Here is a 25,475-nt window from a genome sequence, read left to right on the forward strand (position 1 = left end):
CCCACGGGATTGTTCTAACGCATTTTCCTGTTCCCGCAAACAAGAATTAGTGAATACGGCACATCCAGCCGGCGGCCACTTTGGCCTTAAAAATTTATATTTGGTAGGGGCAGCGAAGCTTCTGGTTTAGAAGTCGCTTTGAGAGAAGAGTTTATCACACAAAAAAAGGCGTGAAAGCTCAACTTACCGACTTTGGGTACTGGTATACCGTGCAACGATAAGAGAGCCCACGCCCGGGTCGTGAGCATCCTTGCTTATCATCTCGTTGCATAAAATTACCAGTTTTAAAGTCGAGATTCAAAGCGAATGCTTCTAATATTTTTTACTAAAGAAGTTTCGCAAAAATAATAATAACATTCAAATATAAAATAAAAAATCGGTTCGCCAAAACGTACCGATAAAATATTTGATACTTCTTTAATTGCATATATGGAAAGGGAGTTAGAAGAGAATATAAAATTAAAGACTGCTATTAGTTTAAATATTCTCTTGCAAAAGATTAAAAGTCGGCAGGCCCCAAAAGCAGATGCTGCCTTTAGTTATGGGACGATTGCTTCTAGGGCTTTTATAAGAAAGGCCACTGTTTCTAATATTTTTAATGCCAAGACTAATCCAGGTACACCTACTTTAATTTTAATAATTGAAGCTATGGGATTTACAATTATTGATTTTGCTGAGATTTATGAGTCGTTTTCAGCCTTTGATCTGAAAGGACTCGAGGCAAAATTGAATAGGATTAAAAATTAAATTACTTTTCTTAAAAAAAGGTGCTTTAATGGGTTAGGTGGAAAATAATTGCTATTAGAATTTGTACTATAATTACAAATGAAGCTTGGTTATTTAATTCTAATTGATTACTAATTATATTTTTCAATAGGAATTATTAACCTGATAGAACTTCAGATCAACTATTAATGCTAAAAAAGGAAAATACCTATTAATTTACATTATCTCAACATTATAAATATTTTCTATTACAGACTTAATAAAGCTATGTAAATTAAATTGGTGACTGAATAGACTTAATATCCCCTCCCAAAATTTCTGAAAATTCCTTGGCACCCAAATCATTTAAATGAGTGCAATTATAATAATAATGATTTTGGGGAAAATGCTTTGAGTAATCCCAAAGATTTGGCAGCTGTAATTTTAACTTCTCTAAATAAGAGAGATTCAAAGTATTAGTACATAATGGCGCGGTGAAGTATATTATTTTAAGATTGCTTTGGAGGGCGAGGGAATCAATACGTTTAATGGCTATATTTTCTTCAGCTATTTTTGATGGGAGAGAAGTCTTTAAAGTATTATTTGAGTGTAACTTTATAGGAGAATAGCCTTTACTAAGATCAATAGATGGTTTATTGCCTATTGATGCGTTAAAAGCTTCTCTGAAACCTATCCTGAAATCGTATTTCATATACCGGTAAAATGGTATGTTCTTTAGATAGAAATAATCGGGATGTCTCTCTTTAATAATTTTATGTACTACTGAATTATTAATATATGGCATTAAATAGGAGGTCAAATATTCAGATTCCCCCTCTAAATTATAATTGTAATCTACCTGAATGAAAATTATTTCAGGTCTAATCTTTCTCTCTAGCATTAATTGAAGAAGATGATATGAGTCTTCTAGTTTGGCCCCCTGAATTCCCAAATTAATAGCTGTTCTACCAGTTTGAAGTTCTATTATTTCAGTGTCAATGTGATTGTCTACTCTTGATGAACCAAGAAAAACATAATCTATCTTTATATCATTTGTAGTTAACAAATACGAAACCTTATTTCGAGGAGTACCCGAAGTATAGGTAAAGGTGAACAAAAAATCTAATGCATATAGAATAATGACACTAAAGAGAATAATAAAAGAAATATATTTAATAAATTTTCCCATCAAAATTGAAAATAAATAAAACTTGAATGTTCACTATACACTCCTAGCACAAATATTAAAATGATGATCAGTCCTAGCTTTGGAAGTTTCGAGGGGCCTGAAAAAGGATGCTCTTTTTTTCTATGGAAATATTCAATTGCTACAAATCCAAAAAGCAAAAGTAATAGTTCAATACTATGCCGCTCTATACTTAAAAATTCAATATTGAATTTTTTATTAGTAAAAAGAGTTTTTAAATATTCAAAACTCTGTTGAATTCCTGGAGATCTAAAAAATATCCAGGCAAGGGAAACCAGGATGAAAGTATATAAAGCTTTTAGATACTTCAGAAATGACCAGGATGGTAGAACTGAAACTCTATTGTTTCTAAATATAATTACCGGTATAAAGAAAAGAGCGTGCAGTGCTCCCCAGAATACGAATGTCCAGTTAGCACCGTGCCATAGGCCGCTGATTAAAAATACGATGAGAATATTTCTAATTTGAAAAAAGGTGGTCCCCCTCGATCCACCTAAGGGAAAATAGAGGTAATCCCTAAACCAGGTAGATAGCGAAATATGCCAACGTCTCCAAAATTCAGCAATATTAGTAGAAAAATAGGGATATCTGAAGTTTCGCATTAACTTAAAGCCAAGTAATCGTGCTGTTCCTATTGCCATATTAGAATAACCTGCGAAATCACCATAAATTTGGAAAGCAAAGTAGATTGCGCCGAGCATAAGACTAAGTGAATTTCTATTCTGGTAATTATCAAAAATCACATTTACATAGGTGGCACAGCTATCGGCAATTACCATTTTTTGAAATAGGCCCCATATGATTAAATGAATGCCGCTAATTGCCAATTGTGGATCAAACGTTCTCTTTTTTTTAAATTGGGGAAGTAAATTTGCGGCACGTTCTATAGGGCCGGCAACTAGCTGAGGGAAAAATGCGACAAAGGCTGCAAAATTTATAAAATTGGAAGTGGGTTTTATTCTGCGATAATAAATATCGAGGGTATAGCTAAGCGTTTGAAAGGTATAAAAAGATATTCCAACCGGGAGAATGATATTCAGGGTCTCAAGGTGCATTTGAATACCTAACGATTCACCGGCAATTTTCCAGGAGTCTATAAAAAAATTGTAATATTTAAAAACACCCAGAAGACCGAGGTTGAATATTAAACTGCAGGCAATGAGAATTTTTCGTTTGTTTTCTGAAAAATCATTTTCCAGTTGTTTTCCAATTATGAAATCTATAGAAGTACTTAGAGCTATTAAAAATAAAAAGCGATAATCCCACCAGCCATAAAATAAGTAATTAATAAATAGAAGAAATATATTTTGTAATCTAACAGACCTATTAAAAACTTTCCAGTATAGGAAAAAAACAGATGGCAGAAAAAAAAAGAAACTTATCGAGTTAAATATCATTTTTAAATTTAGAGCATCATTTTTCTATAGTAAGCTCTCGTAAATCATTGCAATATAAGGATTGGAATTCAGATAATAAAAGAGCAAATCTGAAGTACCCCCATTTGTTAGGACAGCTTAGCTGCTAAATTAAGTTCTATTTTTCATTTATTATGCAGCTTTTCTTTCCTGTTTTAAATATCGGTTGATGGGTATATCGTTTTCTATTCCCTGATGTCTTCTTCGATGGTTGTAAAAATCAAAATAGTTACTCAGTTGTCGGTATAAGCCTACTCCAGATTCCGGTGGATTGAGGTAAATGTTTTCATATTTCACACTTCTCCAGAGCCGTTCTATAAAAACATTATCTATAGCCCTTCCTTTACCGTCCATACTTAGTTTAATATTCTTAGAGAGAATGCTATGAGTGAAGATTTCTGAGGTAAATTGACTGCCCTGATCCGTATTGAGGATCTCCGGTTTACCGTGAAGTGCGATGGCTTCTTCGACAGTTTCCTTGCACCAATGGGCATCCATTGAATTGGAGACTGACCAGTTTAGCACAAAGCGGCTATGGAGGTCAATAATGGCTACCAAATACATAAAACCTTTCCGCATAGGAATATAGGTAATGTCGATTGCCCAAACCTGATTGGGACGATCTACAGTGAAGTTCCTCAATAAATAAGGATAAACCTTATGTTCTTTGTGACGTCTGGAAGTATGTTTACCCGGCATAATCGCTTGGAGACCCATCACCCTAGAGTAGAGGCGCTCAATACGTTTTTTGTTGACCTGATATCCTTTGTCCAGGGTAAGCCAGGTATGCATCCGTTTGGCACCCTTAAACGGGTGATGGGTATAATGTTCATCCATTAAACGCATAAGTTCCAGATTGAGTTTACTTTCTCCTCGAGGTTTATAATAAAGCCCGCTGCGGTGGATTTGCAATAGTTTACATTGCCGCTGGAGGCTAAGTTTTGAATGACCCTTGCTTATCATTGTTCTACGCTCCTTTAAAGGTTTTATCGCAAGGCGTTTTTTAAAAAATCATTCTCCACTTTAAGCTCCCCAATTACCTTAAGAAGCTGGTCTTTCTTTTCCTCTTCCTCTGATTTTTTTGATTTTTCACCTTTTGAAAAAACCGTATCGGCTTCTTTTAGGAAATCGCGTTTCCAGGTATTGATTTGCTGTGGGGTGATTTCAAATTTTTGTGCTAGTTCCTTGACAGTTTGTCGCTCTTTTAGGGCTTCAAGGACTACTTTGGTTTTAAACTTTGAGGTAAATTTTCTTCGTGTCATAATACAGTAAAATTAAAGTTATTTTTGAACTTAACTTACTGTCCTGATTTTTGGGGGATGATCAATCTATGCAGAATATAAATTGAGAAGGTTAATGCTTCTAGAGAATTGATTAAATTTCTGATCGAAGTAAAAAGATTGTTTCTAAACCTAATTATTTCTAATGACAAAAGAAAAAACGGAACTATTTTGGTATTCCATACATAAATTTAGAAAAAGACCTCGTTTTCTAAGCAGACACAATATTAGGAGAATATTGGGAAAGGAGAAAGAAAATTATGGAGATTTACTTTCAAAATATCTAGTGGAAAAAATATTAGGTAGAAAAACTAATTGGTATAAACCACAAAGTTCTAAAAAGAAAACAAATTATCTTGCTATTGGAAGTATTCTAAATTATGCTGATAAAAAAAGTTGTATTTGGGGTAGCGGAATTCTAGATCGAAAACATTTAGTATCTTGTGATAAAATATTTGCGGTACGAGGCCCGTTAAGTAGAAAACGTTTATTGGATTTGGGAATTGATTGTCCCGCTGTCTACGGAGATCCCGCTCTATTATTGCCTGAATATTATAATCCCAAAATTAGAAAAAGGTATCAGCTAGGGATAACGCCCCATATAGTAGACTATAGGCGGGCTAAAAATCTAATCATAGACAATCCTAATATCAATATTATCGATTTATCCACATATAATATTGAGAAAACAACCAAAGCTATTTTAGAATGTGATGCAATTATCTCCTCTTCTTTGCACGGACTAATTGTTGCTCACGCATATAACATACCCGCTGTTTGGGTAAAGTTTTCTAATGACCTCTACGGGGATGATATAAAATTTTATGATTATTTAGCATCCGTAAATTTAAAGTATTATACACCTGAAAGAGTTTTAAACCCTCTAAATTTAGTAAGTTTAAAGAATATTTTGAATAATGTAAATAATATTCCAGATGTATTACAAGTGAATATGCTCAAAGAAGGTTTAATAGAAAGTTGCCCATTTAAATGAGTGTCATTTTAAAAGCTGAAAATATATCAAAACAATACCGTTTGGGTACTGTTGGTACCGGGAGTTTACAGCATGATATTAACAGATGGTGGCACAGGTTACAGGGAAAGGAAGATCCCTATTTGAAAATTGGAAGTGTAAATGATAGAAGTGCCAGGGCCACCGAAGATTATGTGTGGGCCTTAAGAGATATAAACTTTGAAGTAAAGCAGGGGGAGGTATTGGGGATTATTGGAAAGAACGGAGCCGGGAAATCCACGCTTTTAAAAATTCTATCCCGGGTTACCGCACCAACTACGGGGAGTATAAAAACCAGAGGAAGAATAGCGTCTTTACTGGAGGTAGGAACAGGATTTCACGGAGAACTTACCGGTAGGGAAAATATTTTTATGAATGGGGCTGTATTGGGGATGACGCGCACTGAGATAAAACAAAAACTGGATGAAATTATCTCTTTCTCCGGTTGTGAGAAGTATATAGATACCCCTGTGAAACGCTATAGTAGCGGGATGACTGTAAGGCTTGGATTTGCTGTTGCTGCCCACCTGGAGCCTGAAATCTTAGTGGTAGATGAGGTGCTGGCTGTAGGGGACGCTGAATTCCAGAAAAAAGCGATTGGGAAAATGCAGGATCTTTCTACGGGAGAGGGGAGAACGGTTTTGTTTGTTAGTCATAATATGCGAAGTGTTAAGAATCTATGTGATCGAGGAATTGTTTTAAAAAATGGTATAATATCTTTTAATGGCGATATTCAATCATCTATTGAAAGTTATTTAAGTGAGAATGTAACTAAACAATGGTTTTATATAAGTGAAAAGGAAACTCAAGAGATATTTATAAAAAAAATTGAAATAATTACCAGTTTTAAGAATGGTGTTCACAATTTTAATGAAGATATTAAGATCAGGATTGAAATCTATACCGATACGAAAATTGCAGATCCTGCAATCTCATATCAAATTTTAAATAATGATAATGTTCCTCTGATCCATGAATTAAATTTAAATAATGAAAATAAATTTTGCCAAGAAAAAGGAATTTATTGTTTAACCTCAACTATTAGTAAACTAAAGTTATATCAGGGCCATTACAAATTAAACGTCTATTTAGCTGATAGAAAAACAAAAAAAAAATTGGATGCGGTTATTGAAAAATGTTCTTTTGAAATTATAAATACTAAGTTTAGATCTTATTATTGGGAAAATGGTTCTGCATTGTATAAAGAGGATAACACTCATTGGGAAATAAGTAAATTAAAATAATGCGAATCAAAAATCCTATCAATCCAAAAAAGGGAACAGTAACCTTTATCGAAAACTTTAAGACAAAAGAAATTGTAGATCGGTATAAGAGGCTGGATATACAAGTTAGCCGATTCTTTGATAAAGAGAATATTCAACTTTATAAATGTGTCCAAACGGGTTATCGATTCTATTATCCATTTAGTATTATTGGAGATGCTAAGTTTTATGAAGATCTATCCAATAGTCGAAAAAATTACTACTCAGAAAGATGGGAACATACCAAAGCATTAGAGTTTATTCAAAAAGATAATATTACTCTAGAAGTCGGCTCGGGTTTTGGATCTTTCTTAAATTTATTAGATGCAAATGGTATAAAAGCTAAAGGTTTAGAACTTAATAGTGTTGCAGTTAGAAAATGTAAGGATCAGGGATTATTAGTTGAGAATAATTTGATAGAAAAGGAAGCAATAGATAATAAAGAAAAGTATGATGTAGTATGTTATTTTCAGGTTCTGGAACATATAGCAGAAGTAGGGAAGTTTATACAGGCTTCTCTTGATCTATTAAAGATTGGTGGGAAATTAATAATAGGAGTACCTAATAATAATCCATATCTCTTTAAAAATGACAGAATGCATACTTTAAACCTTCCACCTCATCATGCCGGACTTTGGGATGAAAAATCCCTAAAAAACCTTCAAGAGATTTTTCAATTAAGGTTGGTCCATATTGAATTTGAACCATTGGAATTATCCTATTCAGAATTTATTGAACAATGGTCTAATAACCAAAAGAACAGCCTTGCTAGAAAAATAACTAAGGTAGTGCACAAGAAATTTCCCAAAGTATTAAAGAAGGTTTGTTGTAAACTAATAAATGGTAGAAACATCTTCGCCGTATTTGAAAAAATTTAATATGGGTGAGTTTTTAGATTTGAAATTGAATAAGCGCAATCTTGATAAGTATTTTATAAGACAATCAATTTTAACCGCTTTAAATGAAATACTTCCACATTTTAAAGAGGATTTACTTGATATTGGTTGTGGCAAAATGCCTTATAAGGAATATATTTTAAAAAATTCACTAGTAAAAAATTATGTGGGTTTGGATATAGAATCGGCTTTACTTTATGATAAGAATTGCACTCCAGATTTTACTTGGGATGGAAAAACAATGCCTTTCGAAAATGAAAAATTTAATTGTGCTTTCGGAACTGAGGTTTTAGAGCACTGTCCTGGGCCTGAAATTATTTTAAAGGAGGTATATAGAGTATTAAAACCAGGGGGTATTTTCTTTTTTACAGTTCCATTTCTATGGAATTTGCATGAAGTTCCTCATGATGAATATAGATATACTCCATTTTCTTTAAAACGTCATTTATTAAAATCTGGTTTTCAAAATATTGAATTAAAAGCAACTGGCGGTTGGCACGCATCTATGGCACAGATGCTAGGATTATGGGTTCGAAGAAGTCCCCTATCACCGAATAGTCGAAAGATTTTTTCATTTTTTATAAAGCCAGTTATGGAATATTTAATAAAATTAGATAAACCAATGGAGGTGGAATTCAAAGAAGGTCAGATGATAACAGGTATTTCCGGTATAGCAATAAAATAATATTTAAATGAATATCGCCATAATTTCTCCTTCTAAAAATGCTTATTCAGAAACTTTTATACAAGCTCATAAAAATCTAAAGGGAAATATCTTCTATTATTATGGGGATAAAACATTTCTAAATTTAGAAGGGGAAGGTTCACTTCATAAAACTTCAGGGAGTTTTTTTATTAAGGTCAAAAGAAAATTAGGAAGAAAACCCTATGAATATTATTTTAATGAGCTTTTAAAGAAGTCTTTCATTAAAAATAAAATTCAGGTTGTTTTAGCGGAGTATGGAACTACGGCACAAGAACAACTTCAAGTTGTAAAGGAATTAAAATTACCACTCATAGTTCATTTTCATGGATTTGATGCTTCTAGAAAAGATATATTGAAGCGAACCAAAAATTATCGGGACGTTTTTGAATACGCGACTTACATTATAGTAGTTAGCAGAAAAATGTATGACGATTTACTACACCTGGGGTGTCCCGGGAATAAATTAATTTATAACGTTTGTAGTCCAAATGATGAGTTTTTTAAAATAGCCCCGCAATTTAAATCCCCACATTTTATTTCTGTAGGTCGTTTTGTAGATAAGAAAGCGCCGTATTATTCATTGCTAGCTTTTAAAGAAGTAGTATCTAAATTCCCTGAAGCAAAACTTAAAATGGCGGGAGAGGGCTATCTCCTAAATTCCTGTAAAAATTTGGTCCTTCATTTTGGCTTAGAAAAAAATGTAGAATTTCTTGGGATTATAACTCCGGAGGAATTCAGAGGCTATCTTGAAAATTCTTTAGCTTTTCTCCAGCATTCATTAACCGCAGAAAATGGGGATTCTGAAGGGACTCCTGTAGCTGTTTTGGAGGCAAGTGGTGCGGGACTTCCCGTAATCTCTACTTATCATGCGGGAATTCCAGATGTTATTACTAATAATGAAACAGGATTTCTTGTCCCCGAGCACGATGTGCAGGGTATGACAAAAGCAATGCTAACATTATTAAAGGACCCTACCTTGGCAAAAGAGATGGGAGATAGGGGAAAGAAAAATATAAGTATGAATTTTAATATGAAAAGCCATTTGGAAACTATAAATAAACTGGTTTACGAAGCTGTAAAATAATGTCCAAAATGCGCGAGGTTTGATAAAAATATATGAATTGTAAATTAGTTTCTATAATCATTCCTACCTATAATAGGGCGCATCTAATAGGTGAAACCCTGGATTCTGTCCTTGCGCAAACCTATCAAAATTGGGAGTGCATAGTCGTAGATGATGGCTCTAGCGATTATACCGATGAATTGTTAGAATTCTATTGTAAAAAAGATGATAGAATTAAATTCTATAGGCGATCGTCTAATCACCGAAAGGGTGCTAATGCGTGTAGGAACTATGGCTTCGAAATGAGTAAAGGAGAGTATATCCAGTGGTTTGATGATGATGACATAATGTTTAAAGAAATGATTGAAACGAAGCTAAAATTTATTGACGCTGGTCATTCTTTTATTATTTCTACAGGATATTTGGTGGATGAATTCCTTCTTAATAGCAAAGCTTTAAAACTTGAGTTGAAGAACGAATTATTTAAAGGAATGATTTTATGGAAAAACCAAATAATTACAAACTCTGTTTTATTCAAGAGAGAATTCTTATTAGGTCGTTCACTATTTAAATCCGCGATCACCAGAGGGCAGGAAGCAGAATTTTTTTCTAGATTATTTTTCAATTTAGATCCGCATAGTTATAATATTGTTGATAAGGCTTTATTCCTTTATAGGCAACACCAGTTTTCAAAAACTAACGAAGATAAATATTATATTAATTCTCATAGAGAATCTCGGAGTTATATAGCAATTGAAAATTTCAAAAAAAGTATAAAGATAAAAGACTTAGAATTATTTAATTATCTCTATAAAAATATCCTATTAAATTACTTTGAAAGTATTGATAACTCCCATTATAAAAATGCAAAGTATATTTTAATTAAAGTTACTTCCTGTTTAAAAAGTATTGATATTAAAGTTGCATCTAAATTTTTATTTTTTGGAGGGATTATTTTTAGTCTAAAAAGAAGAAGTTACAGAATTGAAAAAAAATTACTGAACCTTAACATAAAAATGTGAAGCCTTTAGTCTCTATTATAATACCTACGTATAATCGTTCCCATTTAATTGGGGAAACTTTGGATTCTGTAATTGCTCAAACATTTTCAAATTGGGAATGTATTATTATAGATGACAGGTCTGATGATTATACAGAGGAATTAATTAATCTCTACAAAGAAAAAGATCCAAGAATAAAATTTTTTCAGAGACCTCCAGAAATATCAAAAGGGGCAGCAAAATGTCGGAATATTGGAATTCAAAATTCCAGTGGTGATTTTATTCAATTTCTAGATTCTGACGATTTATTGGCTTCCAATAAATTAGAAGAACAACTTAAGATTTTAGGCAATAAAAAAAACAGTATTAGTATTTGTAAATGGGGATATTTTAATTTAAACAAGGATGCTTTTAAAAGGGTTAAATATCATTATAATTCTTATGGAGACTATTCGGCAGGGATAGATTTATTAGAAAAATTAGGAGAGAATAATGAGTTTTTACCTGCTCATGCTTATTTAATCTCTATGGAAATAATCAAAAAATGCGGATTGTGGGATGAAAATTTATCTAATAATGATGATGCAGAGTTTATGACACGAATTTTGCTAAAAGTCAGTAATATATGTATGGCGTATAATACCGTAGTTTGTTACCGTTATAATAATACAGCCTCCCTTAGTCATATAAATAATAAGGAAAAAATTGTTTCTGCTATTAGAAGTTGGACTCTAATTGAAAAACATATTCAAGCTGTTTTTCCAACTCTAATGTCCGAATATGTACTTTCAGGTAAGAGGGTTATATATAAAACTATTAAGAACAGCTACCCAGAATTGGTGAAGAAGAATTTTAATTTTTTTAAACCTATTCTCCCTTTTTATAAACAAATATTAGGGATTACTTGAAGACAGTATTGTTTAAAATATGGAAATTTCCCAGATTATCCGAAACATTTATTCTTTCGCAGATAATAATAGCGATAGAGTGTGGGTTTAAGGTTAAAATATTAGTAGAGGACTTGTATGATTTTCGAGAAAATATGCAAGAGGAGTTAATAAGAAAATATAATATTGAAAAAAAAATAATTATTGAAGATTATAAGATTCCTTCTAGTAGATTCAAAAGGTTTTTGAAAGCTTTATACCTTCTATTTATTAATATTAGGAACTGTTACACTTTACTGTTATTTATTCAATCAAAAGAGAAAAAATTTCAACTAAAATGGATTTTTCAGTTTAATTTTTATAAGCAATTTCAGAATATTGATATAATTCATGTACAGTACGGAACCAATGTTAAACCTGTTGATGTTTTAAAAAAAATAAATTTACTAAGGTCTAAGCTTATTGTTTCTTTTCATGGTCACGATGCCTTTTTCCCAATTAATGGAATAATACCTAATAATAACTACTATGCTGATTTATTCAATTCTGAGAATTATATTGTTGCAAATACTCCATATTTATACAAACAAATATTAAGCTTGGGTTGCGAGAAGAAGAAATTAAAGATTTTTCCTATAGGTGTTGATACAGAATTTTTTGTTCCAACAAATAAAGGTAAATCCAATTCTGGACAATTTCAAATCGTTAATGTTGGTAGATTAGATAAAGTTAAAGGGCACATATATTTAATTGAATTAATGAAAATTTTAATTCAAAAGGGCTATAAAGTCTTTCTGACTATAGTTGGTGAAGGGGAAGAAAGACCTGCTTTAGAAAGCAAAATTAAAGAATATAAGTTAACGGATTATATAAGTTTGGTTGGTAGTAGGAATCAAAAAGAGGTGAAACTCTTTTTACAAAATAGTGATTTATATATTTTTCCAGCAATTCCCGTTGAGAACGGTAGAAGGGAAACTCAAGGTTTAGCTACTTTGGAGGCCCAAGCTTGTGGTTTGCCGGTAATAGCATACAATTCGGGGGGAATTAAATATACTTTTCTGGATAAAGTAACTGGATTTCTAGTTGCGGAATTTGATTTTGATAATTTATTGATTAAAACAGAAGAGTTAATTAATAACCCTGTATTGAGAAAAAAAATGGGATTAGAGGCTAGAGTTTTTGTACAATCGGAATATTCTCAGAGTAAATTGAAAAGAGAATGGTGTGAACTTTATGAAAGTCTATAATGAACGAAAAGAAATTAATCTCAATAATTCTTCCAGTTTATAATGGGGAGATGTTTTTAGCAGAAGCGATTGAAAGTATTCTTATTCAAACATATGAAAACTTTGAGTTAATCATAGTAAATGACTGCTCGAAAGACAATTCTTTGAAAATTGCAAAACATTACGGGCAGAAAGATTCAAGAATAAAAATAATATCAAATGAAATAAATAAAAATCTTCCGGCAAGTCTTAACATAGGTCACAATTATGCTAAAGGTGAATTTATAACCTGGAGTTCTGATGATAATATTTTAAAAAGAGATATGCTAAAAGTGCTAATAAATTGCATCATTAAAACTAATTCTGATATCGTTTTCTCAAACTATGATGTAATTGAAACAAATGGTACATATAGAAGAACTCACAACTTTGGACCTGTTTGTAGTTTACCTTTTGGAAACAGTATAGGAGCAAGTTTCTTATACAAAAGAAAAGTTTTTGAGTGTCTTGATGGTTATGATAAAGATTTACATACTTTAGAAGACTATGATTTTTGGTTGCGTGCTTCGATTAAATTTAAATTTCATCACATGACGAGATCATTATATTTATATCGCATACACAAGAGCAACTTAACTTCTGCTATTTCTGAAGATTCCAAAAAGAAAAATACTTTTAGAAAAAAGCATAGAATAGTTTATGAAAAAATTTCTACAACTTTAAGCTGGTCAGAAACCACTATAACATTTTTGCATATGATTAGAGGCTTTGAAGTTTGGGATTGGAAATTTTTTAGGAATAATTTTAATACGACTGTAACTGATTTAAGCAAATTTCAAAATAGGATTAATGCTAATGATAAAAGAACTGCCCTGCAAAAAATGGATGGACTTTTAAGACATGTCATATTGAACAATAATACAGATAAAAAATATATAGCTTGGCTTTTGTTTAAGAGACCCGGAATTCTTTTTGATCCATATTATAGTAAAAAAACTAGTTTTGAAATTTTAAAGAAATACTTTGAATACAACTAACTATAAAGTGGCTATACTTTTATCTACTCATAACCGGGCTCATTTAATTGAAGAAACCCTGAATTCTATTGTAGCTCAAACATATAAAAATTGGGAATGTATTATAGTAGATGATTATTCCAGCGATAATACGAAAGAAACAGTAGAGCGTTATATTCATAGGGATAAGAGGTTTTCCTATCATTTAAAAATAAGTGATTATAAGAAGGGGTTATCCGGTACAAGAAACTACGGTTTAGATTTAGCAAGAGAAAGAGGAGCAGAATTTATTCAATTTTATGATGATGATGATATCGTACATCCTCAAAATTTGCAATTATGTATAAAAGAATTTAAAAGTAATAATTATGATTTTTGTAGGGTTGGAAGAGTAACTTTTACAGGTAATTTTACTAAGGACTTTCAGAAAATTAATAGTTACGAAATAAACACTTTAGATTTTACAAATTTAGAGGATATAATAATTGGAAAAATACCATTCAATTCCTGCCAGGTGATGTGGAAAGAAAAATGTTTTGAGAATAATAAATTCAATGAAGATTTATTGTATGCAGAAGAATGGGAATTGTACTCTCGAATTCTCGCAAATCTTAGGATAAAGGGTGTTAGTATTCAAAAAACATTATACTTTGCTAGAAAACATTCTAAGTCCAATACTGGAGAATTTTGGCGGGGAAATAAAAAAAGGTTCGATTCACAGATTAAAGCTATTAAGCTTGTAATTAAGCATTTGAAAGAAAAGGATTATTTATCAGAAACCTTAATAAGGTATTTTGTTCAAATGGGAATTTTCCTGAAAGAAATTTCAATAATTAATTATCTCTTTAAAAACGCTAATATTTCTCTTCCACTTAAGTTTAGATATTATTTATTATATTATTTCTACCCAATAATTGGAAGACTTTACCGAATTAAAAAAAGATTGACCAATGGCTAAGTTGGTTTCAATTATAACTCCAGTATATAATCGGGAAGAATTTCTCTCTGAGATGATCGAGTCGGTTATAGCACAAACTTACACCAACTGGGAACTTTTATTGGTAGATGATGGTTCTACCGATAAATCCTGGCAAATTATGAAAGCTTATGCAGAAGCCGATCATAGAATTCAGGTTTTAAAGAGACCTAAAGAGAGATTTAAAGGTGCAAACGCAGCAAGAAATTATGGTTTTGAAAAATCAAAAGGTAGTTTTATTAATTGGTTTGATAGTGATGATAAAATGCACCCCGAATTTATTGAGAGGAAAGTTAAGTCTTTCATTGCTGCTAAAAATCTTGATGTAGTATTTTCCAAAACTATTCGAACCAACTTTCAGGATCTCGAAATTTATGACAGGAGATTAAAGTGCTCAAAAAATTTACTGAGAGATTATATTTTGAGGAAGATTTCATGGTATATGCCAGACGGGATGTTTTGTAGATCTTATCTGGTCAATAAAAGTTTATTTAATGAAAATTTATTGGCTGGGCAGGATCGTGATTTTTATATACGCTTATTTTGTCAGGAGTTACCTAAAATTAAAATTCTTGATTTCCATGCAACGTTTTATAGGATTCATTCATCCAGTATCTCAGACAATATATATAGAAAGGGAAACTCTAGAATGCAACTTTCCCATTATAATAGTTTGGTTAACCAAATTAAATTATTGGAACAAAATGGGCTATTAGATGGTGAGTTAAAATACCATTATTTAAAAGAGATTAGCAAAAGGTTACCTGCTGTTATAAAAACTGATAGTAGTTTAAATGAATATATAGGAGTTTTAATGAATATATCAGAGGGTAATATGCAATCATCGAAGATTTGGGGTAAATTAATAATTTCCTATTTCAGTTTTAAGGTTTTTGGGAAGGGTGAAAAATTTTTAAGATAGCCATATGAAACTACTTCTCTGTTTTGGAACCCGACCAGAGGCTATTAAAATGGCTCCCGTTTTCCATGAGCTTAAAGGGAAAAATATTCCTTTTAAAATATGTATTACTGCGCAACACAGGGAAATGTTAGATCAGGTACTAAAGTTTTTTGAAATAGAGGTTGATTATGATCTGGACCTTATGAAGACAGGGCAAACTTTAAATGGGTTGAGTGCTGAAATTTTCAGAAGAATTGATGAGGTGTTTGATGATTGGTTGGGGCCTCTATCCTTCGACTCGCACTTAGGACAGGTTTCGGCAAGCTTGGGGCAGGTTAATTTAGGACTTCGACAGGTTCAGTCTGACGGTCTACTTCAACAGGCTCAGTCTGACGGTCTACTTCAACAGGCTCAGTCTGACGGTCTACTTCGACAAGCTCAGTCTGACGGTCCACTTCCCTCCGGTCAGGCTCAGCCTGAGGGGCTGGTTTTGGTACACGGGGATACTACTACTGCAAGTATGATAGCCCAAGCAGCTTTTCATCGAAATATCAAAATAGGTCATGTTGAGGCCGGGCTTAGAACATATAATAAATTTGCTCCCTTTCCTGAAGAAATCAATCGGCAAATTATCGGAAAACTTGCAGATTACCATTTTACTCCGACCAAAACAGCAAAGAAAAATTTAGTGAGAGAGGGAATTAAAGTAGAAAATATATTACTTACAGGTAATACTGTAGTAGATGCTTTGGAATGGGCGATTCAAAAAATTGAGAATAATAGTTTACCGGAAGAGGCAGAAAGGATTGGATCTATTTTGGATGTAAATAAAAAAACTATTCTGGTCACAGGACATCGTAGGGAGAATTTCGGAAAAGGACTTGAAGAGATCTGTAATGCAATAATAGAATTAGCGGGGAGTGGGAAATATCAAATTATTTATCCGGTACATCTTAATCCTAAAGTAAAGAATGCGGTGGAAAGGAGTTTAAATGACATGCCAAACATCTATTTAGTTCCCCCCGTTAATTATCCCACTATGCTATGGTTAATGGGAGTAGTTGACTTGATAATATCAGACTCAGGGGGTATACAGGAAGAGGCACCTGCTTTTGGTAAGATAGTACTGGTTACACGGAAAGTTTCTGAGAGAATGGAAGGGATAGAGGCAGGTTTTTCTTTCCTGGTGGGTACAGATAAGGAAAAGATAGTGCAATTAGTTGATGATTTAATTAGTAATCCGCCGGATTTTAAAGGGAAAGTTAACCCCTATGGGGATGGAAAAGCCTCGATGAGGATTGTGGAGTTTTTGTCTTCGGTCCTTTAACTTAAAAAGGCTTCGACAAGCTCAGCCTGACGTGAAGGCTTCGACAAGCTCAGCCTGACGTGAGGGCTTCGGCAAGCTCAGCCTGACGTGAGGGCTTCGGCAAGCTCAGCCTGACGTGTGGCTTCGACAAGCTCAGCCTGACGTGAGGGCTTCGACAAGCTCAGCCTGACGTGTGGCTTCGACAAGCTCAGCCTGACGTGAGGGCTTCGACAAGCTCAGCCTGACGGATTCTTTTGGCAGGTTGTAGTATTTCGTCACACTGAGCTTGTCGAAGTGTGGTTAGTAGTAGAATGCCATTTGAAAGAATATTGGTTGGTAAATTGGGCTTAAGAGATTATGTACTATTGAATTTTTTATAACTGGAAGGGCTTAAATAAGTCCCGAATGACGGTAGGGTTGCGAGGAGCAAGGCTTCGACAGGCTCAGCCTGACGTGGGGCTTCGACAGGCTCAGCCTGAGGGTAGGGTTTCGACAAGCTCAGCCTGATGTGGGGCTTCGCCAAGCTCAACCTGGCGCATTGGTTTAATGCTTGCATGAGTTTTAAACAGGCACGGACTAAGTTTAGGAAATTTTGCGCAAAATGATATCTTTACCCCAAAGCTTATAGCAATTGAAATCTAATTCCCCCAAAAGAATCCTCGTTGTATCAGAGTCGATTGATGTAAATGACAGTAGTGGATCTAAGGCCAATGTTGCATTGATCGAGAATTTGGCAAAGGCGGGGTTTGAAGTCTTGGTTTATCACTATACCCGGAAGGATATTCAATTAAATAATATTCGTTGTATATCGATCAAAGAAGACCGAAGGAGTTATTTGTTTCTACTTAGCAGGTTGCAGAGAAGGATTCAACATGGCTTTAATGTAAATTTGTCAAAATATCTTGAGCCAATTTTCGGGTTTTCATTTACCTTATTAAATGACTCCAAGAGTATAGCAAAGGCCTTAATGAGGGAAAAGGACTTCCAGCCCGATATAATTCTCACTTTGAGTAAAGGGGCCAGTTTTAGACCTCATCACGCAGTATTGAAGTTGCCAAACTTCCATCATAAATGGATGGCCTATATTCATGACCCTTATCCTTTTCATTATTATCCTGAACCCTATACCTGGTCTGAGCCTGGTTATCTATCGAAAATCGCATTTTTTGAAGCTGTTGCCGCCCAATGCAAATGGGCAGGATATCCCTCTTTACTATTAGCAGAATGGATGGAAGATCATTATCAAGATTTTAAAAATAAAAGGGTGATCATACCACACCAGTTAAATGCTGAGAAGAAGTTTTGTGGAGTATTACCGGACTGGTTTGATCCCGGAAAGTTCAACATATTACACGCAGGAAATTTGATGAAGCAACGGGACCCATTACCACTAATTAAAGCTTTCCAAAAATTTCTGTTAGCGAATCCAGGTGTAAAGAGAGAAGCCCGTTTACTACTAATAGGCAGTGCTTCCTATCATTTATCTGAATTAAAAGGACTGGAAGAGGTAGTAGAGGAGCTATATATAAGTGACGGATATGTTCCTTATGAGGAGGTATTGAAAATGCAGGAGAAAGCGGCTGTAAATGTTATATTGGAATCGGTAGCAGAGATGAGTCCTTTCCTGCCAGGGAAATTCCCCCATTGTATAGTCACAAACAAACCTATTCTGCACCTGGGGCCAGAGTTAAGTGAAGTTAGAAGGTTGCTGGGTGCAGGATATCCCTATTATGCAGAAGCCAATGATATAGATGAAATATCTTTGATGCTGGAAAAGCTATATTTTAGCTGGAAGGAGAATGGAGAAATACTTCAAGCGGAATGGAGTGAACTAAGCAAATATCTTTCTGCAGAACACTTAGAAGAGCAAATAAATAATTTTATGTAAAGATGGAAGCATCGGTATTAATTGTGTCTAAAAACCGCTGTACTGAGCTTCATAGAAGCCTTAAAATTCTTCAGGAATATATAGATAAGGAAAAACACGAAATTTTGGTATTCCTCGATGGCTGTACAGATAATTCAAAAAATCTTATAGAAATTTTCCCGGCGGTAAAATTCGAATTTTCAGAATATAGTTTGGGAGCATCCAGGGCTCGGAGCATACTTTACTCAAAAGCCAGAGGTAAGATATTATACGGATTTGATGACGACTCCCATCCACTAGAACCGGACTTTATTAAGATAACTGAAGCGCTTTTTTTAGAAAATGATAAGTTAGGCATTTTGGCATTCAAGGAAATAAAGGGTGTTTATGCTAGTGATAATAATATTCCCCTTGATTTAAAAGAAAAAAAAGAAGATTATTTTGTCAAGGATTTCCTTGGCTGCGGGTTTGCAATCAAAAAAGAAATATATGATAAAACCCGTGGCTTCCCGGTATGGATAGATATCTATGGAGAAGAGGTATGTGTAGCGATTGAAACCCTGGAACTTGGATACGATATCTTGTATACCCATCAAATTATGATAAATCACCGAACTGAAAAACAAAAGTTAAATAAATGCGGAGCCAATTATTACAGGTTCGAGAAACAACTTAAGAATACTGCTTCTTTTTATCTGGTTTATTATCCTATTTCTTTAGTATCATATAAGTTAGCCCGATTATTTATCCTTAATTTTCAGAAATATGGTATTAAGGATTTAATGTACCTCAAGGGGTTTTGGAAAGCCGTCGGCTTATTTATTTATAACTTTAAAAATATCACACTGCATCGTAAACCAGTTCCCATTAACATTATCAAAAAGTTTGAAAAACTACCTAATCCACAATACTAAAACAATTATTTGTGATTAATAAATTTAATTCTATAACCATCATCCCCGCCCGCGCCGGTTCAAAAAGAATTCTTAATAAGAACAAGGTTCTTTTGAATGGAGAAGCCTTGATAAAATATTCAATTAAGTATGCCAAAACAAATCTTCCTGAAACTGGTAGAATTATAGTTAGTACAGATGATTTGGAGATCAAACAGATTGCGATAGATGAAGGAGTGGAGGTAATAGACAGGCCAATAGAGCTGGCAGGAGATGAGGTGCCTACACTTGCGGTATTGCAGCAAGTATTAGAGTTAATTGATGAAATCTCACTCGATACTGTGATTTTATTACAGCCGACTAATCCGTTAAGAACCAAAGATTTATTGAAACGTGGTTTGGGAAAATTTAGAACCGGGGAATATGATAGTTTGATGAGTGTGAGCCGAAATTACCAGAAATTCGGAAGATTGGATGGCAATTGTTTTAAACCTTATAATTATACCATGGGGCAAAGAAGTCAAGACCTGGAACCACTTTATTTCGAGAATGGGCTCCTCTATATATTTAAAAAAGAATTGTTACAAAAAGGGGAAAGCCTGGGCAAACATAATTTTGCTTTAATCGAAAATCATCCAGTTGCCAGGACAGATATTGATACCTATGAAGATTTAGAATATGCAGAATTCCTGCTTGCTAAATATAAAGATGAACTTTTTTAAAAATTGCAGAAAATGAACCCGGTTATAGAAATAGCAGGTAGGAAAATCGGTTTGGATCACCAACCATTAGTGATTGCCGAAATAGGGATCAATCATGGGGGTTCATTAAAAGTAGCCAAAGAAATGGTAGATGCTGCAAAGCGTGCCGGGGTTGAGGTTATTAAACATCAAACACATATTGTCGCCGATGAAATGAGCAGCGAGGCAAAGCAGGTAATACCCGGAAATGCCGAGATTTCAATCTATGATATTATGGAAGCCTGTGCTTTAAGTGAGGAGGATGAATATGAGTTAATTCAATATGTGAAAGCTAATGGGATGATTTTTATATCGACGCCATTTTCACGTGCAGCTGCAAACAGGTTACAGGGCTTTGATGTTCCGGCATACAAGATAGGAAGCGGGGAGTGTAATAATTATCCTTTACTGGAACATATAGCCAAATTTGGCAGACCGGTTATTTTGAGTACCGGAATGAACTCTATAGGTAGTATTAAAAAAGCCGTTCAGATTTTTGATACCTATAATGTGCCACTAGCCTTATTACATACTACAAATCTTTATCCGACTCCGCCACATTTAGTCCGTTTTGGTGCTTTTCAACAATTAAAAGAGAGTTTTCCCGATAAGGTTATTGGTCTCTCTGATCACACTTTAAACAATAACGCCTGCCTTGGAGCAGTGGCTTTGGGAGCGTCTATACTTGAGCGCCATTTTACCGATCATATGAATAGACAAGGGCCTGATATTAATTGTTCTATGGATGAAGAAACCTGTGCGGCATTGATTAAAAACAGTGCTGAAATGGCCCTTATGCGCGGAGGTGAGAAGGTAGCGGCCAGTGAAGAGCAGGTGACTATAGACTTTGCTTTTGCGAGTGTTTGTAGTATAAAACCCATTAAGGCGGGGGAAGTTTTAAGCGAAGAGAACTTATGGGTTAAACGGCCTGGTAAGGGAGGAATTCCGGCCGTGGAGTTTAATGCTATACTGGGTAAAAGGGCTGCGAGGGATATTAAGGTGGATGTGCAGTTGAAAAGGGATGATGTGGAGGGTTTTGAAGGGACTTCGACAGGTTAGGCTTCGACAGGCTAGGCTTCGACAGGCTCAGCCTGACGTTATCACAAGGTTTTTCGCAATACTTCGTCACACTGAGCTTGTCGAAGTGTGAGTTAGTAGTTGAGAAGTAGGTTTGAAATCGTGGGTGTGTTGGTGAGTATAGCAGAGTAGTACTCTACAGGTGTTTTGCACAAAAGGCTAGGCTTCGACAAGCTCAGCCTGACGGGGTGGGAACGAAGGGCGGTTTTTCCCAAAAAGGGCTTCGACGGGCTCAGCCTGACGGGAGGGCGATGAGCGGTCTTCTTCAAACAGGGCTTTGACGGGCTCAGCCTGACGGTGGGGCTTCGACAAGCTCAGCCTGACGTTATCACAAGGTTTTTCGCAATACTTCGTCACACTGAGCTTGTCGAAGTGTGGGTTAGTAGTTGAGAAGTAGGTTTGAAATCGTGGGTTTGTTGGTGAGTATGGCAGAGTAGTACTCTACAGGTGTTTTTCATAATAGACTAGGCTTCGACAGGCTCAGCCTGACGGTGGGGGCTTCGACAAGCTAGGCTTCGACAGGGTCAGCCTGACGTGAGGGTTTCGACAGGGCGGGCTGCATCAAACCAGGCTTCGACAAGCTCAGCCTGACGGTGGGGGCTTCGACGAGCTAGGTTTTGACGGGCTAGGCTTCGACGGGCTCAGCCTGACGGGGGTATATTTATTATTTTTGGTATAATGAAAAAGTTTTTTGTGTATATACTGGAATGTAAAGATGGTTCTTATTATACGGGGGTCACTTCCAAACTGTGGCAAAGACTTGATGAACATAATGCAGGTTTACACCCTAAGTCTTATACTTTTAAACGAAGGCCGGTTATTTTAAAGTGGGTTGAGGAATTTGATGACTCTTTTTCAGCTTTTCTTGTGGAAAAACAAATTAAAGGCTGGAGCCGAAGGAAAAAGCTTGCTTTGATTGAACAGGATTGGGAAAAACTGGTGAAGTATTCGAGGAATTATACCGAGTATGGGAAGGACGGGGTAGCAAAGGGGATTACGGACAATGAGGATTGATTTGAGTTATTCGGACTTCTAAAACCTGGCTTCGACAAGCTCAGCCTGACGTTGAGGTCTTAGACAAGTTCAGTCTGACAGTGGGGCTTCGACAAGCTCAGCCTGACGTGGGGGCGATGAGCGGTCTTCTTCAAACCTGGCTTCGACAAGCTCAGCCTGAGGTGGGGGTTTCGACTAGTAAGGCTTCGACAGGCTCAGCCTGACGGGGTGGGTACGAAGGGCAGTTTTTTCCAAACAGGGCTTCGACAAGCTCAGCCTGACGATTGGGATGCGAGAAGTAGTTCCTTTAGACAAGGCTTCGACAAGCTTAGCCTGACGGGGTATTTCTTAAAACTCTATTTGTAGAAGTGTGAGTTAGAATTAGAGGTTTGGTGATGGGAGAGGATTTTGTAAATTCACGACTTTAATGATACATGGATAAGAAAATACTTTTTTTGACCGGGACCCGGGCCGATTTTGGGAAGATTAAATCTCTTATTCAGGCTGTAGAGAATGATGAAGACTTATCAGCATTTGTATTTGTTACAGGAATGCATATGCAATATGATTACGGTTTGACCCTTCTGGAGGTTGAGCGATGTAAGTTTTCTAATATTCATACTTTTCAAAACTTTACTCACGAGACAACTATGGATTTGAGCCTGGCAAAAACCATTGAAGGTTTGTCGGTGTATGTTCAAGAAATAAATCCCGATTTAATCGTGGTTCATGGAGACAGGGTGGAAACATTGGCAGGGGCAATAGTTGGTTCTTTAAATAATATTCTGGTAGCACATATTGAGGGGGGTGAATTATCGGGGACGGTTGATGAGCTTATAAGACATAGCGTATCCAAACTTAGCCATATTCACTTTGTTTCAAATGCAGCAGCGGCGCAACGCCTGAAACAAATGGGTGAGATGGACTCTTCAATTTTCGAAATTGGATCGCCAGATGTTGATATTATGTTCTCAGATAACTTACCTGATATTCAAAGTGTACTCAAGTATTATGAAATTCCTTTCGAAGAATATGGAATATTATTATTTCATCCGGTTACGACCGAATTTGAGAAAATAGAAGAGCAGGTTAACATTTTGGTGAAAACTATCATTGAGGATAATTACCCTTATGTTGTAATATACCCCAACAATGACCTTGGTAGTTCCAGGATTTTAAAAGCATATAATAGGTTAAAAGATCTTGAAAAAATCAGGCTGATACCATCTTTAAGATTTGAATATTTTCTCACCTTATTAAAAAATTCAAAATTTATTATTGGAAATAGCAGTGCCGGAATACGTGAAGCTCCCTATTATGGAGTTCCTGTAATTAATATAGGATCAAGGCAGAGGAATAGGTGTGAAAATCCGGATATAATTAATGTGAATTTTGAATATTCAAAGATATTATCTTCGCTTTCCAGGGTGAGGCAAATGAAGCGACCAGATATTTCAAATAAAATTTTTGGAACTGGCGATAGCACACTACAGTTTCTGGAATCAATAAAAACTGAGGAGTTTTGGAATATAGACCATCAAAAACAATTTAGAGACTTAACTAATCCACATAGCGATTAAATTGGCAAGTAGAGAAATGGCAAAGACATTAGGCCTTGTAATTACTGATGGGGTAGGTTTTCGGAATTTTATTTTAAGTGGCTTTTTGCGGCATTTAAAACGAGAATTTGATAGAACGATAATATTTTCTGCACTGCCCGGGGATGTTTTTCGGGACTATTTGGATGATGATTTAGTAATAATCGAAGAGCTGGTAGAATACCGGGAACCGGGAAGCACCTGGTTTTTTAGAAAATTAAAGGAGGTTGCGCATTTAAAGCGTAATGAGACCAATAATTTTGGCTTTCAGGATAACCTGGCGCTTAATGCTTCGACTGCTAAAACAAGGCGTGGAAAGCTTACCAGAATAATTTACAGGATTGCACAAGTTTTTAATTCTGAATCTCAGATTGACTTTTATTATCGCCTACAGCTAAAGTCGCTTTCGCAAACGAGTTTAAAAAAGCAAGCTTCAGAATTGCTGGGGTTTCATAAACCTGATCTTTTATTCTTTACCCATCAAAGGCCTCCCTATATTGCTCCGCTATTATTAGCTGCAAAAGAAAATAATATTATGACCAGCAGTTTTATTTTTAGCTGGGATAATCTGGCTTCTAAAGGCAGAATGGCTGGTGATTTTGATTTTTATTTGGTTTGGAGCGATTTGATGAAGGCTGAATTGCAGGAGTTTTATACCAGGATAAAGGCCAATCAAATTAATGTAGTAGGAACACCTCAGTTTGAATTTTACAGGTTGCCAGAATATTCTTCTAAAAAAGTAAGTTTTTTTGAGAGATTTGAATTAAACTACAATTTAAAAACTATTTGTTTTAGCTGCGGGGATGTTTCCACCAGTGCTAATGATGAAATTTATATTCGAACTATAGCAGAGGCAATAATTGATGGGAAATTAAGAGAACCAGTAAATTTTATTGTACGCACATCACCTGCAGAAGAACCAGATCGTTTTAAAAAAATAAAAGAGGAATTTGAATTTATAATCTGGAATTTTCCTAAATGGAAGCAAGCCAGAGAGGTTCACAGCGAACTATGGTCTCAGAGGGTGCCTACCCGAGAGGATTCGATAGATTTGAGAATGCTTCTTGAATATTCTGATATAGGAATAAATATGTGTTCAACCATGAGCCTGGATTTTATGGTTTTTGATAAGCCGGTTATAAATCCTGTTTTCGGGAATAAGGAAAATGCTCTTTATGATGATCAGCGGTTTTTAAAGTTTGCTCATTATAACCGGGTAGTTGAAAGTGGAGCAGTGGCAGTTGCTAAAAACAGGGAGGAGTTAATCAAGGAAATTAATTTCAGTTTGGAAAATCCGCTTTCTCGTCTGGATAATCAAAGAAAACTATTAAAATTACAGATAGGCGCTGAGCTCCAGGGAACCGGAGAACGAATAAGTCAAACCTTAAAAGATTTCAGTAAAAATTAAAAATAATAGATCTATAGCAGTAGTTTGTCACTATAGTCTT

At 34.9% G+C, this 25,475-nt stretch carries 24 protein-coding genes and 1 CRISPR repeat array; of the genes, 20 read left to right on the forward strand and 4 right to left on the reverse strand.

Annotated elements, in window-relative coordinates; translation table 11 throughout:
- Positions 1 to 429: 429 nt before the first annotated feature.
- On the forward strand, positions 430 to 747 hold the full coding sequence (locus ACW6QP_RS09615; RefSeq protein ID WP_457910660.1) for a hypothetical protein: 318 nt from the start codon (positions 430 to 432) through the stop codon (positions 745 to 747).
- A 253-nt stretch (positions 748 to 1,000) separates the two neighbouring features.
- Here the strand turns inward: ACW6QP_RS09615 and ACW6QP_RS09620 are convergent, their stop codons facing one another.
- The 4 genes from ACW6QP_RS09620 to ACW6QP_RS09635 form a co-directional block, all read right to left on the reverse strand.
- A complete protein-coding gene (locus ACW6QP_RS09620; protein ID WP_457910661.1) occupies positions 1,001 to 1,771 on the reverse strand; it encodes a hypothetical protein in 771 nt (256 codons plus the stop codon).
- A 122-nt stretch (positions 1,772 to 1,893) separates the two neighbouring features.
- Positions 1,894 to 2,967 (reverse strand): MBOAT family O-acyltransferase, encoded by a 1,074-nt coding sequence (locus tag ACW6QP_RS09625; protein ID WP_457910662.1) that lies wholly within the window; start codon positions 2,965 to 2,967, stop codon positions 1,894 to 1,896.
- Between the two features lie 492 nt (positions 2,968 to 3,459).
- Positions 3,460 to 4,317 carry an IS3 family transposase gene (locus ACW6QP_RS09630; RefSeq protein WP_457910787.1) on the reverse strand — a complete coding sequence of 286 codons (858 nt, stop codon included), beginning with the start codon at positions 4,315 to 4,317 and terminating at the stop codon, positions 3,460 to 3,462.
- On the reverse strand, positions 4,314 to 4,589 hold the full coding sequence (locus ACW6QP_RS09635; protein ID WP_457910663.1) for a transposase: 276 nt from the start codon (positions 4,587 to 4,589) through the stop codon (positions 4,314 to 4,316). The genes ACW6QP_RS09630 and ACW6QP_RS09635 overlap by 4 nt, the downstream gene beginning before the upstream one ends.
- A 163-nt stretch (positions 4,590 to 4,752) precedes the next feature.
- On the opposite strand from ACW6QP_RS09635, the gene ACW6QP_RS09640 reads away from it, so the two are divergent.
- The 19 genes from ACW6QP_RS09640 (at position 4,753) to ACW6QP_RS09730 (ending at position 25,435) form a co-directional block, all read left to right on the forward strand.
- Positions 4,753 to 5,601: a polysaccharide pyruvyl transferase family protein gene (locus ACW6QP_RS09640; RefSeq protein ID WP_457910664.1), complete on the forward strand. Its 849-nt coding sequence runs from the start codon at positions 4,753 to 4,755 to the stop codon at positions 5,599 to 5,601.
- The gene (locus ACW6QP_RS09645; protein WP_457910665.1) at positions 5,598 to 6,863 is read left to right on the forward strand and encodes an ABC transporter ATP-binding protein; all 1,266 of its coding nucleotides are present in this window, start codon (positions 5,598 to 5,600) and stop codon (positions 6,861 to 6,863) included. The genes ACW6QP_RS09640 and ACW6QP_RS09645 overlap by 4 nt, the downstream gene beginning before the upstream one ends.
- Positions 6,863 to 7,759, forward strand: coding sequence for a class I SAM-dependent methyltransferase (locus tag ACW6QP_RS09650; RefSeq protein WP_457910666.1), 897 nt, complete (start codon positions 6,863 to 6,865; stop codon positions 7,757 to 7,759). Before ACW6QP_RS09645 ends, ACW6QP_RS09650 begins: the two co-directional genes overlap by 1 nt.
- A gap of 1 nt (position 7,760) precedes the next feature.
- Entirely contained in the window at positions 7,761 to 8,462 is a 702-nt protein-coding gene (locus tag ACW6QP_RS09655) for a class I SAM-dependent methyltransferase (protein ID WP_457910667.1), read from the forward strand.
- A gap of 7 nt (positions 8,463 to 8,469) precedes the next feature.
- Positions 8,470 to 9,567, forward strand: a complete 1,098-nt coding sequence (locus ACW6QP_RS09660) for a glycosyltransferase (RefSeq protein ID WP_457910668.1) — start codon at positions 8,470 to 8,472, stop codon at positions 9,565 to 9,567.
- A 32-nt stretch (positions 9,568 to 9,599) separates the two neighbouring features.
- Positions 9,600 to 10,568, forward strand: coding sequence for a glycosyltransferase family 2 protein (locus tag ACW6QP_RS09665; RefSeq protein ID WP_457910669.1), 969 nt, complete (start codon positions 9,600 to 9,602; stop codon positions 10,566 to 10,568).
- Positions 10,565 to 11,455, forward strand: coding sequence for a glycosyltransferase family 2 protein (locus tag ACW6QP_RS09670; RefSeq protein ID WP_457910670.1), 891 nt, complete (start codon positions 10,565 to 10,567; stop codon positions 11,453 to 11,455). The genes ACW6QP_RS09665 and ACW6QP_RS09670 overlap by 4 nt, the downstream gene beginning before the upstream one ends.
- A gap of 134 nt (positions 11,456 to 11,589) precedes the next feature.
- A complete protein-coding gene (locus ACW6QP_RS09675) occupies positions 11,590 to 12,681 on the forward strand; it encodes a glycosyltransferase family 4 protein (protein ID WP_457910671.1) in 1,092 nt (363 codons plus the stop codon).
- Positions 12,681 to 13,697, forward strand: coding sequence for a glycosyltransferase family 2 protein (locus ACW6QP_RS09680; protein ID WP_457910672.1), 1,017 nt, complete (start codon positions 12,681 to 12,683; stop codon positions 13,695 to 13,697). Before ACW6QP_RS09675 ends, ACW6QP_RS09680 begins: the two co-directional genes overlap by 1 nt.
- A gap of 7 nt (positions 13,698 to 13,704) precedes the next feature.
- Positions 13,705 to 14,634 (forward strand): glycosyltransferase family 2 protein, encoded by a 930-nt coding sequence (locus tag ACW6QP_RS09685; protein ID WP_457910673.1) that lies wholly within the window; start codon positions 13,705 to 13,707, stop codon positions 14,632 to 14,634.
- A complete protein-coding gene (locus ACW6QP_RS09690) occupies positions 14,627 to 15,574 on the forward strand; it encodes a glycosyltransferase family 2 protein (RefSeq protein ID WP_457910674.1) in 948 nt (315 codons plus the stop codon). Before ACW6QP_RS09685 ends, ACW6QP_RS09690 begins: the two co-directional genes overlap by 8 nt.
- A 4-nt stretch (positions 15,575 to 15,578) precedes the next feature.
- Positions 15,579 to 16,880, forward strand: coding sequence for a non-hydrolyzing UDP-N-acetylglucosamine 2-epimerase (gene wecB, locus ACW6QP_RS09695; protein ID WP_457910675.1), 1,302 nt, complete (start codon positions 15,579 to 15,581; stop codon positions 16,878 to 16,880).
- 946 nt (positions 16,881 to 17,826) lie between these two features.
- Positions 17,827 to 18,747, forward strand: a complete 921-nt coding sequence (locus ACW6QP_RS09700) for a UDP-glycosyltransferase (protein WP_457910676.1) — start codon at positions 17,827 to 17,829, stop codon at positions 18,745 to 18,747.
- 2 nt (positions 18,748 to 18,749) lie between these two features.
- A complete protein-coding gene (locus tag ACW6QP_RS09705; protein ID WP_457910677.1) occupies positions 18,750 to 19,640 on the forward strand; it encodes a glycosyltransferase family 2 protein in 891 nt (296 codons plus the stop codon).
- An 11-nt stretch (positions 19,641 to 19,651) separates the two neighbouring features.
- Positions 19,652 to 20,341, forward strand: coding sequence for an acylneuraminate cytidylyltransferase family protein (locus ACW6QP_RS09710; protein ID WP_457910678.1), 690 nt, complete (start codon positions 19,652 to 19,654; stop codon positions 20,339 to 20,341).
- A 12-nt stretch (positions 20,342 to 20,353) separates the two neighbouring features.
- Complete coding sequence (locus ACW6QP_RS09715) at positions 20,354 to 21,418, forward strand: N-acetylneuraminate synthase family protein (protein ID WP_457910679.1); 1,065 nt, start codon at positions 20,354 to 20,356, stop codon at positions 21,416 to 21,418.
- Positions 21,419 to 22,114: 696 nt separating this feature from the next.
- Complete coding sequence (locus ACW6QP_RS09720; protein WP_457910680.1) at positions 22,115 to 22,450, forward strand: GIY-YIG nuclease family protein; 336 nt, start codon at positions 22,115 to 22,117, stop codon at positions 22,448 to 22,450.
- Positions 22,451 to 22,477: 27 nt separating this feature from the next.
- Positions 22,478 to 22,769: a CRISPR direct-repeat array (repeat unit 25 nt; unit sequence GGCTTCGACAAGCTCAGCCTGACGT).
- A gap of 94 nt (positions 22,770 to 22,863) precedes the next feature.
- The gene (gene neuC / locus ACW6QP_RS09725) at positions 22,864 to 24,009 is read left to right on the forward strand and encodes a UDP-N-acetylglucosamine 2-epimerase (RefSeq protein WP_457910681.1); all 1,146 of its coding nucleotides are present in this window, start codon (positions 22,864 to 22,866) and stop codon (positions 24,007 to 24,009) included.
- A 16-nt stretch (positions 24,010 to 24,025) separates the two neighbouring features.
- Positions 24,026 to 25,435, forward strand: a complete 1,410-nt coding sequence (locus ACW6QP_RS09730) for a hypothetical protein (protein WP_457910682.1) — start codon at positions 24,026 to 24,028, stop codon at positions 25,433 to 25,435.
- Positions 25,436 to 25,475 lie beyond the last annotated feature (40 nt).

It is taken from the genome of Salegentibacter haimaensis (assembly GCF_054121495.1).

Coding starts and splice junctions, on each gene's coding strand:
- ACW6QP_RS09655 (WP_457910667.1), top strand. CDS start 7,761: ATGGGTGAGTTTTTAGATTTGAAATTGAATAAGCGCAATCTTGATAAG.
- ACW6QP_RS09615 (WP_457910660.1), top strand. CDS start 430: ATGGAAAGGGAGTTAGAAGAGAATATAAAATTAAAGACTGCTATTAGT.
- ACW6QP_RS09665 (WP_457910669.1), top strand. CDS start 9,600: ATGAATTGTAAATTAGTTTCTATAATCATTCCTACCTATAATAGGGCG.
- ACW6QP_RS09680 (WP_457910672.1), top strand. CDS start 12,681: ATGAACGAAAAGAAATTAATCTCAATAATTCTTCCAGTTTATAATGGG.
- ACW6QP_RS09720 (WP_457910680.1), top strand. CDS start 22,115: ATGAAAAAGTTTTTTGTGTATATACTGGAATGTAAAGATGGTTCTTAT.
- ACW6QP_RS09675 (WP_457910671.1), top strand. CDS start 11,590: ATGCAAGAGGAGTTAATAAGAAAATATAATATTGAAAAAAAAATAATT.
- wecB (WP_457910675.1), top strand. CDS start 15,579: ATGAAACTACTTCTCTGTTTTGGAACCCGACCAGAGGCTATTAAAATG.
- ACW6QP_RS09635 (WP_457910663.1), bottom strand. CDS start 4,589: ATGACACGAAGAAAATTTACCTCAAAGTTTAAAACCAAAGTAGTCCTT.
- ACW6QP_RS09705 (WP_457910677.1), top strand. CDS start 18,750: ATGGAAGCATCGGTATTAATTGTGTCTAAAAACCGCTGTACTGAGCTT.
- neuC (WP_457910681.1), top strand. CDS start 22,864: ATGGATAAGAAAATACTTTTTTTGACCGGGACCCGGGCCGATTTTGGG.
- ACW6QP_RS09700 (WP_457910676.1), top strand. CDS start 17,827: ATGAGGGAAAAGGACTTCCAGCCCGATATAATTCTCACTTTGAGTAAA.
- ACW6QP_RS09625 (WP_457910662.1), bottom strand. CDS start 2,967: ATGCACCTTGAGACCCTGAATATCATTCTCCCGGTTGGAATATCTTTT.
- ACW6QP_RS09690 (WP_457910674.1), top strand. CDS start 14,627: ATGGCTAAGTTGGTTTCAATTATAACTCCAGTATATAATCGGGAAGAA.
- ACW6QP_RS09640 (WP_457910664.1), top strand. CDS start 4,753: ATGACAAAAGAAAAAACGGAACTATTTTGGTATTCCATACATAAATTT.
- ACW6QP_RS09730 (WP_457910682.1), top strand. CDS start 24,026: ATGGCAAAGACATTAGGCCTTGTAATTACTGATGGGGTAGGTTTTCGG.
- ACW6QP_RS09660 (WP_457910668.1), top strand. CDS start 8,470: ATGAATATCGCCATAATTTCTCCTTCTAAAAATGCTTATTCAGAAACT.
- ACW6QP_RS09650 (WP_457910666.1), top strand. CDS start 6,863: ATGCGAATCAAAAATCCTATCAATCCAAAAAAGGGAACAGTAACCTTT.
- ACW6QP_RS09715 (WP_457910679.1), top strand. CDS start 20,354: ATGAACCCGGTTATAGAAATAGCAGGTAGGAAAATCGGTTTGGATCAC.
- ACW6QP_RS09645 (WP_457910665.1), top strand. CDS start 5,598: ATGAGTGTCATTTTAAAAGCTGAAAATATATCAAAACAATACCGTTTG.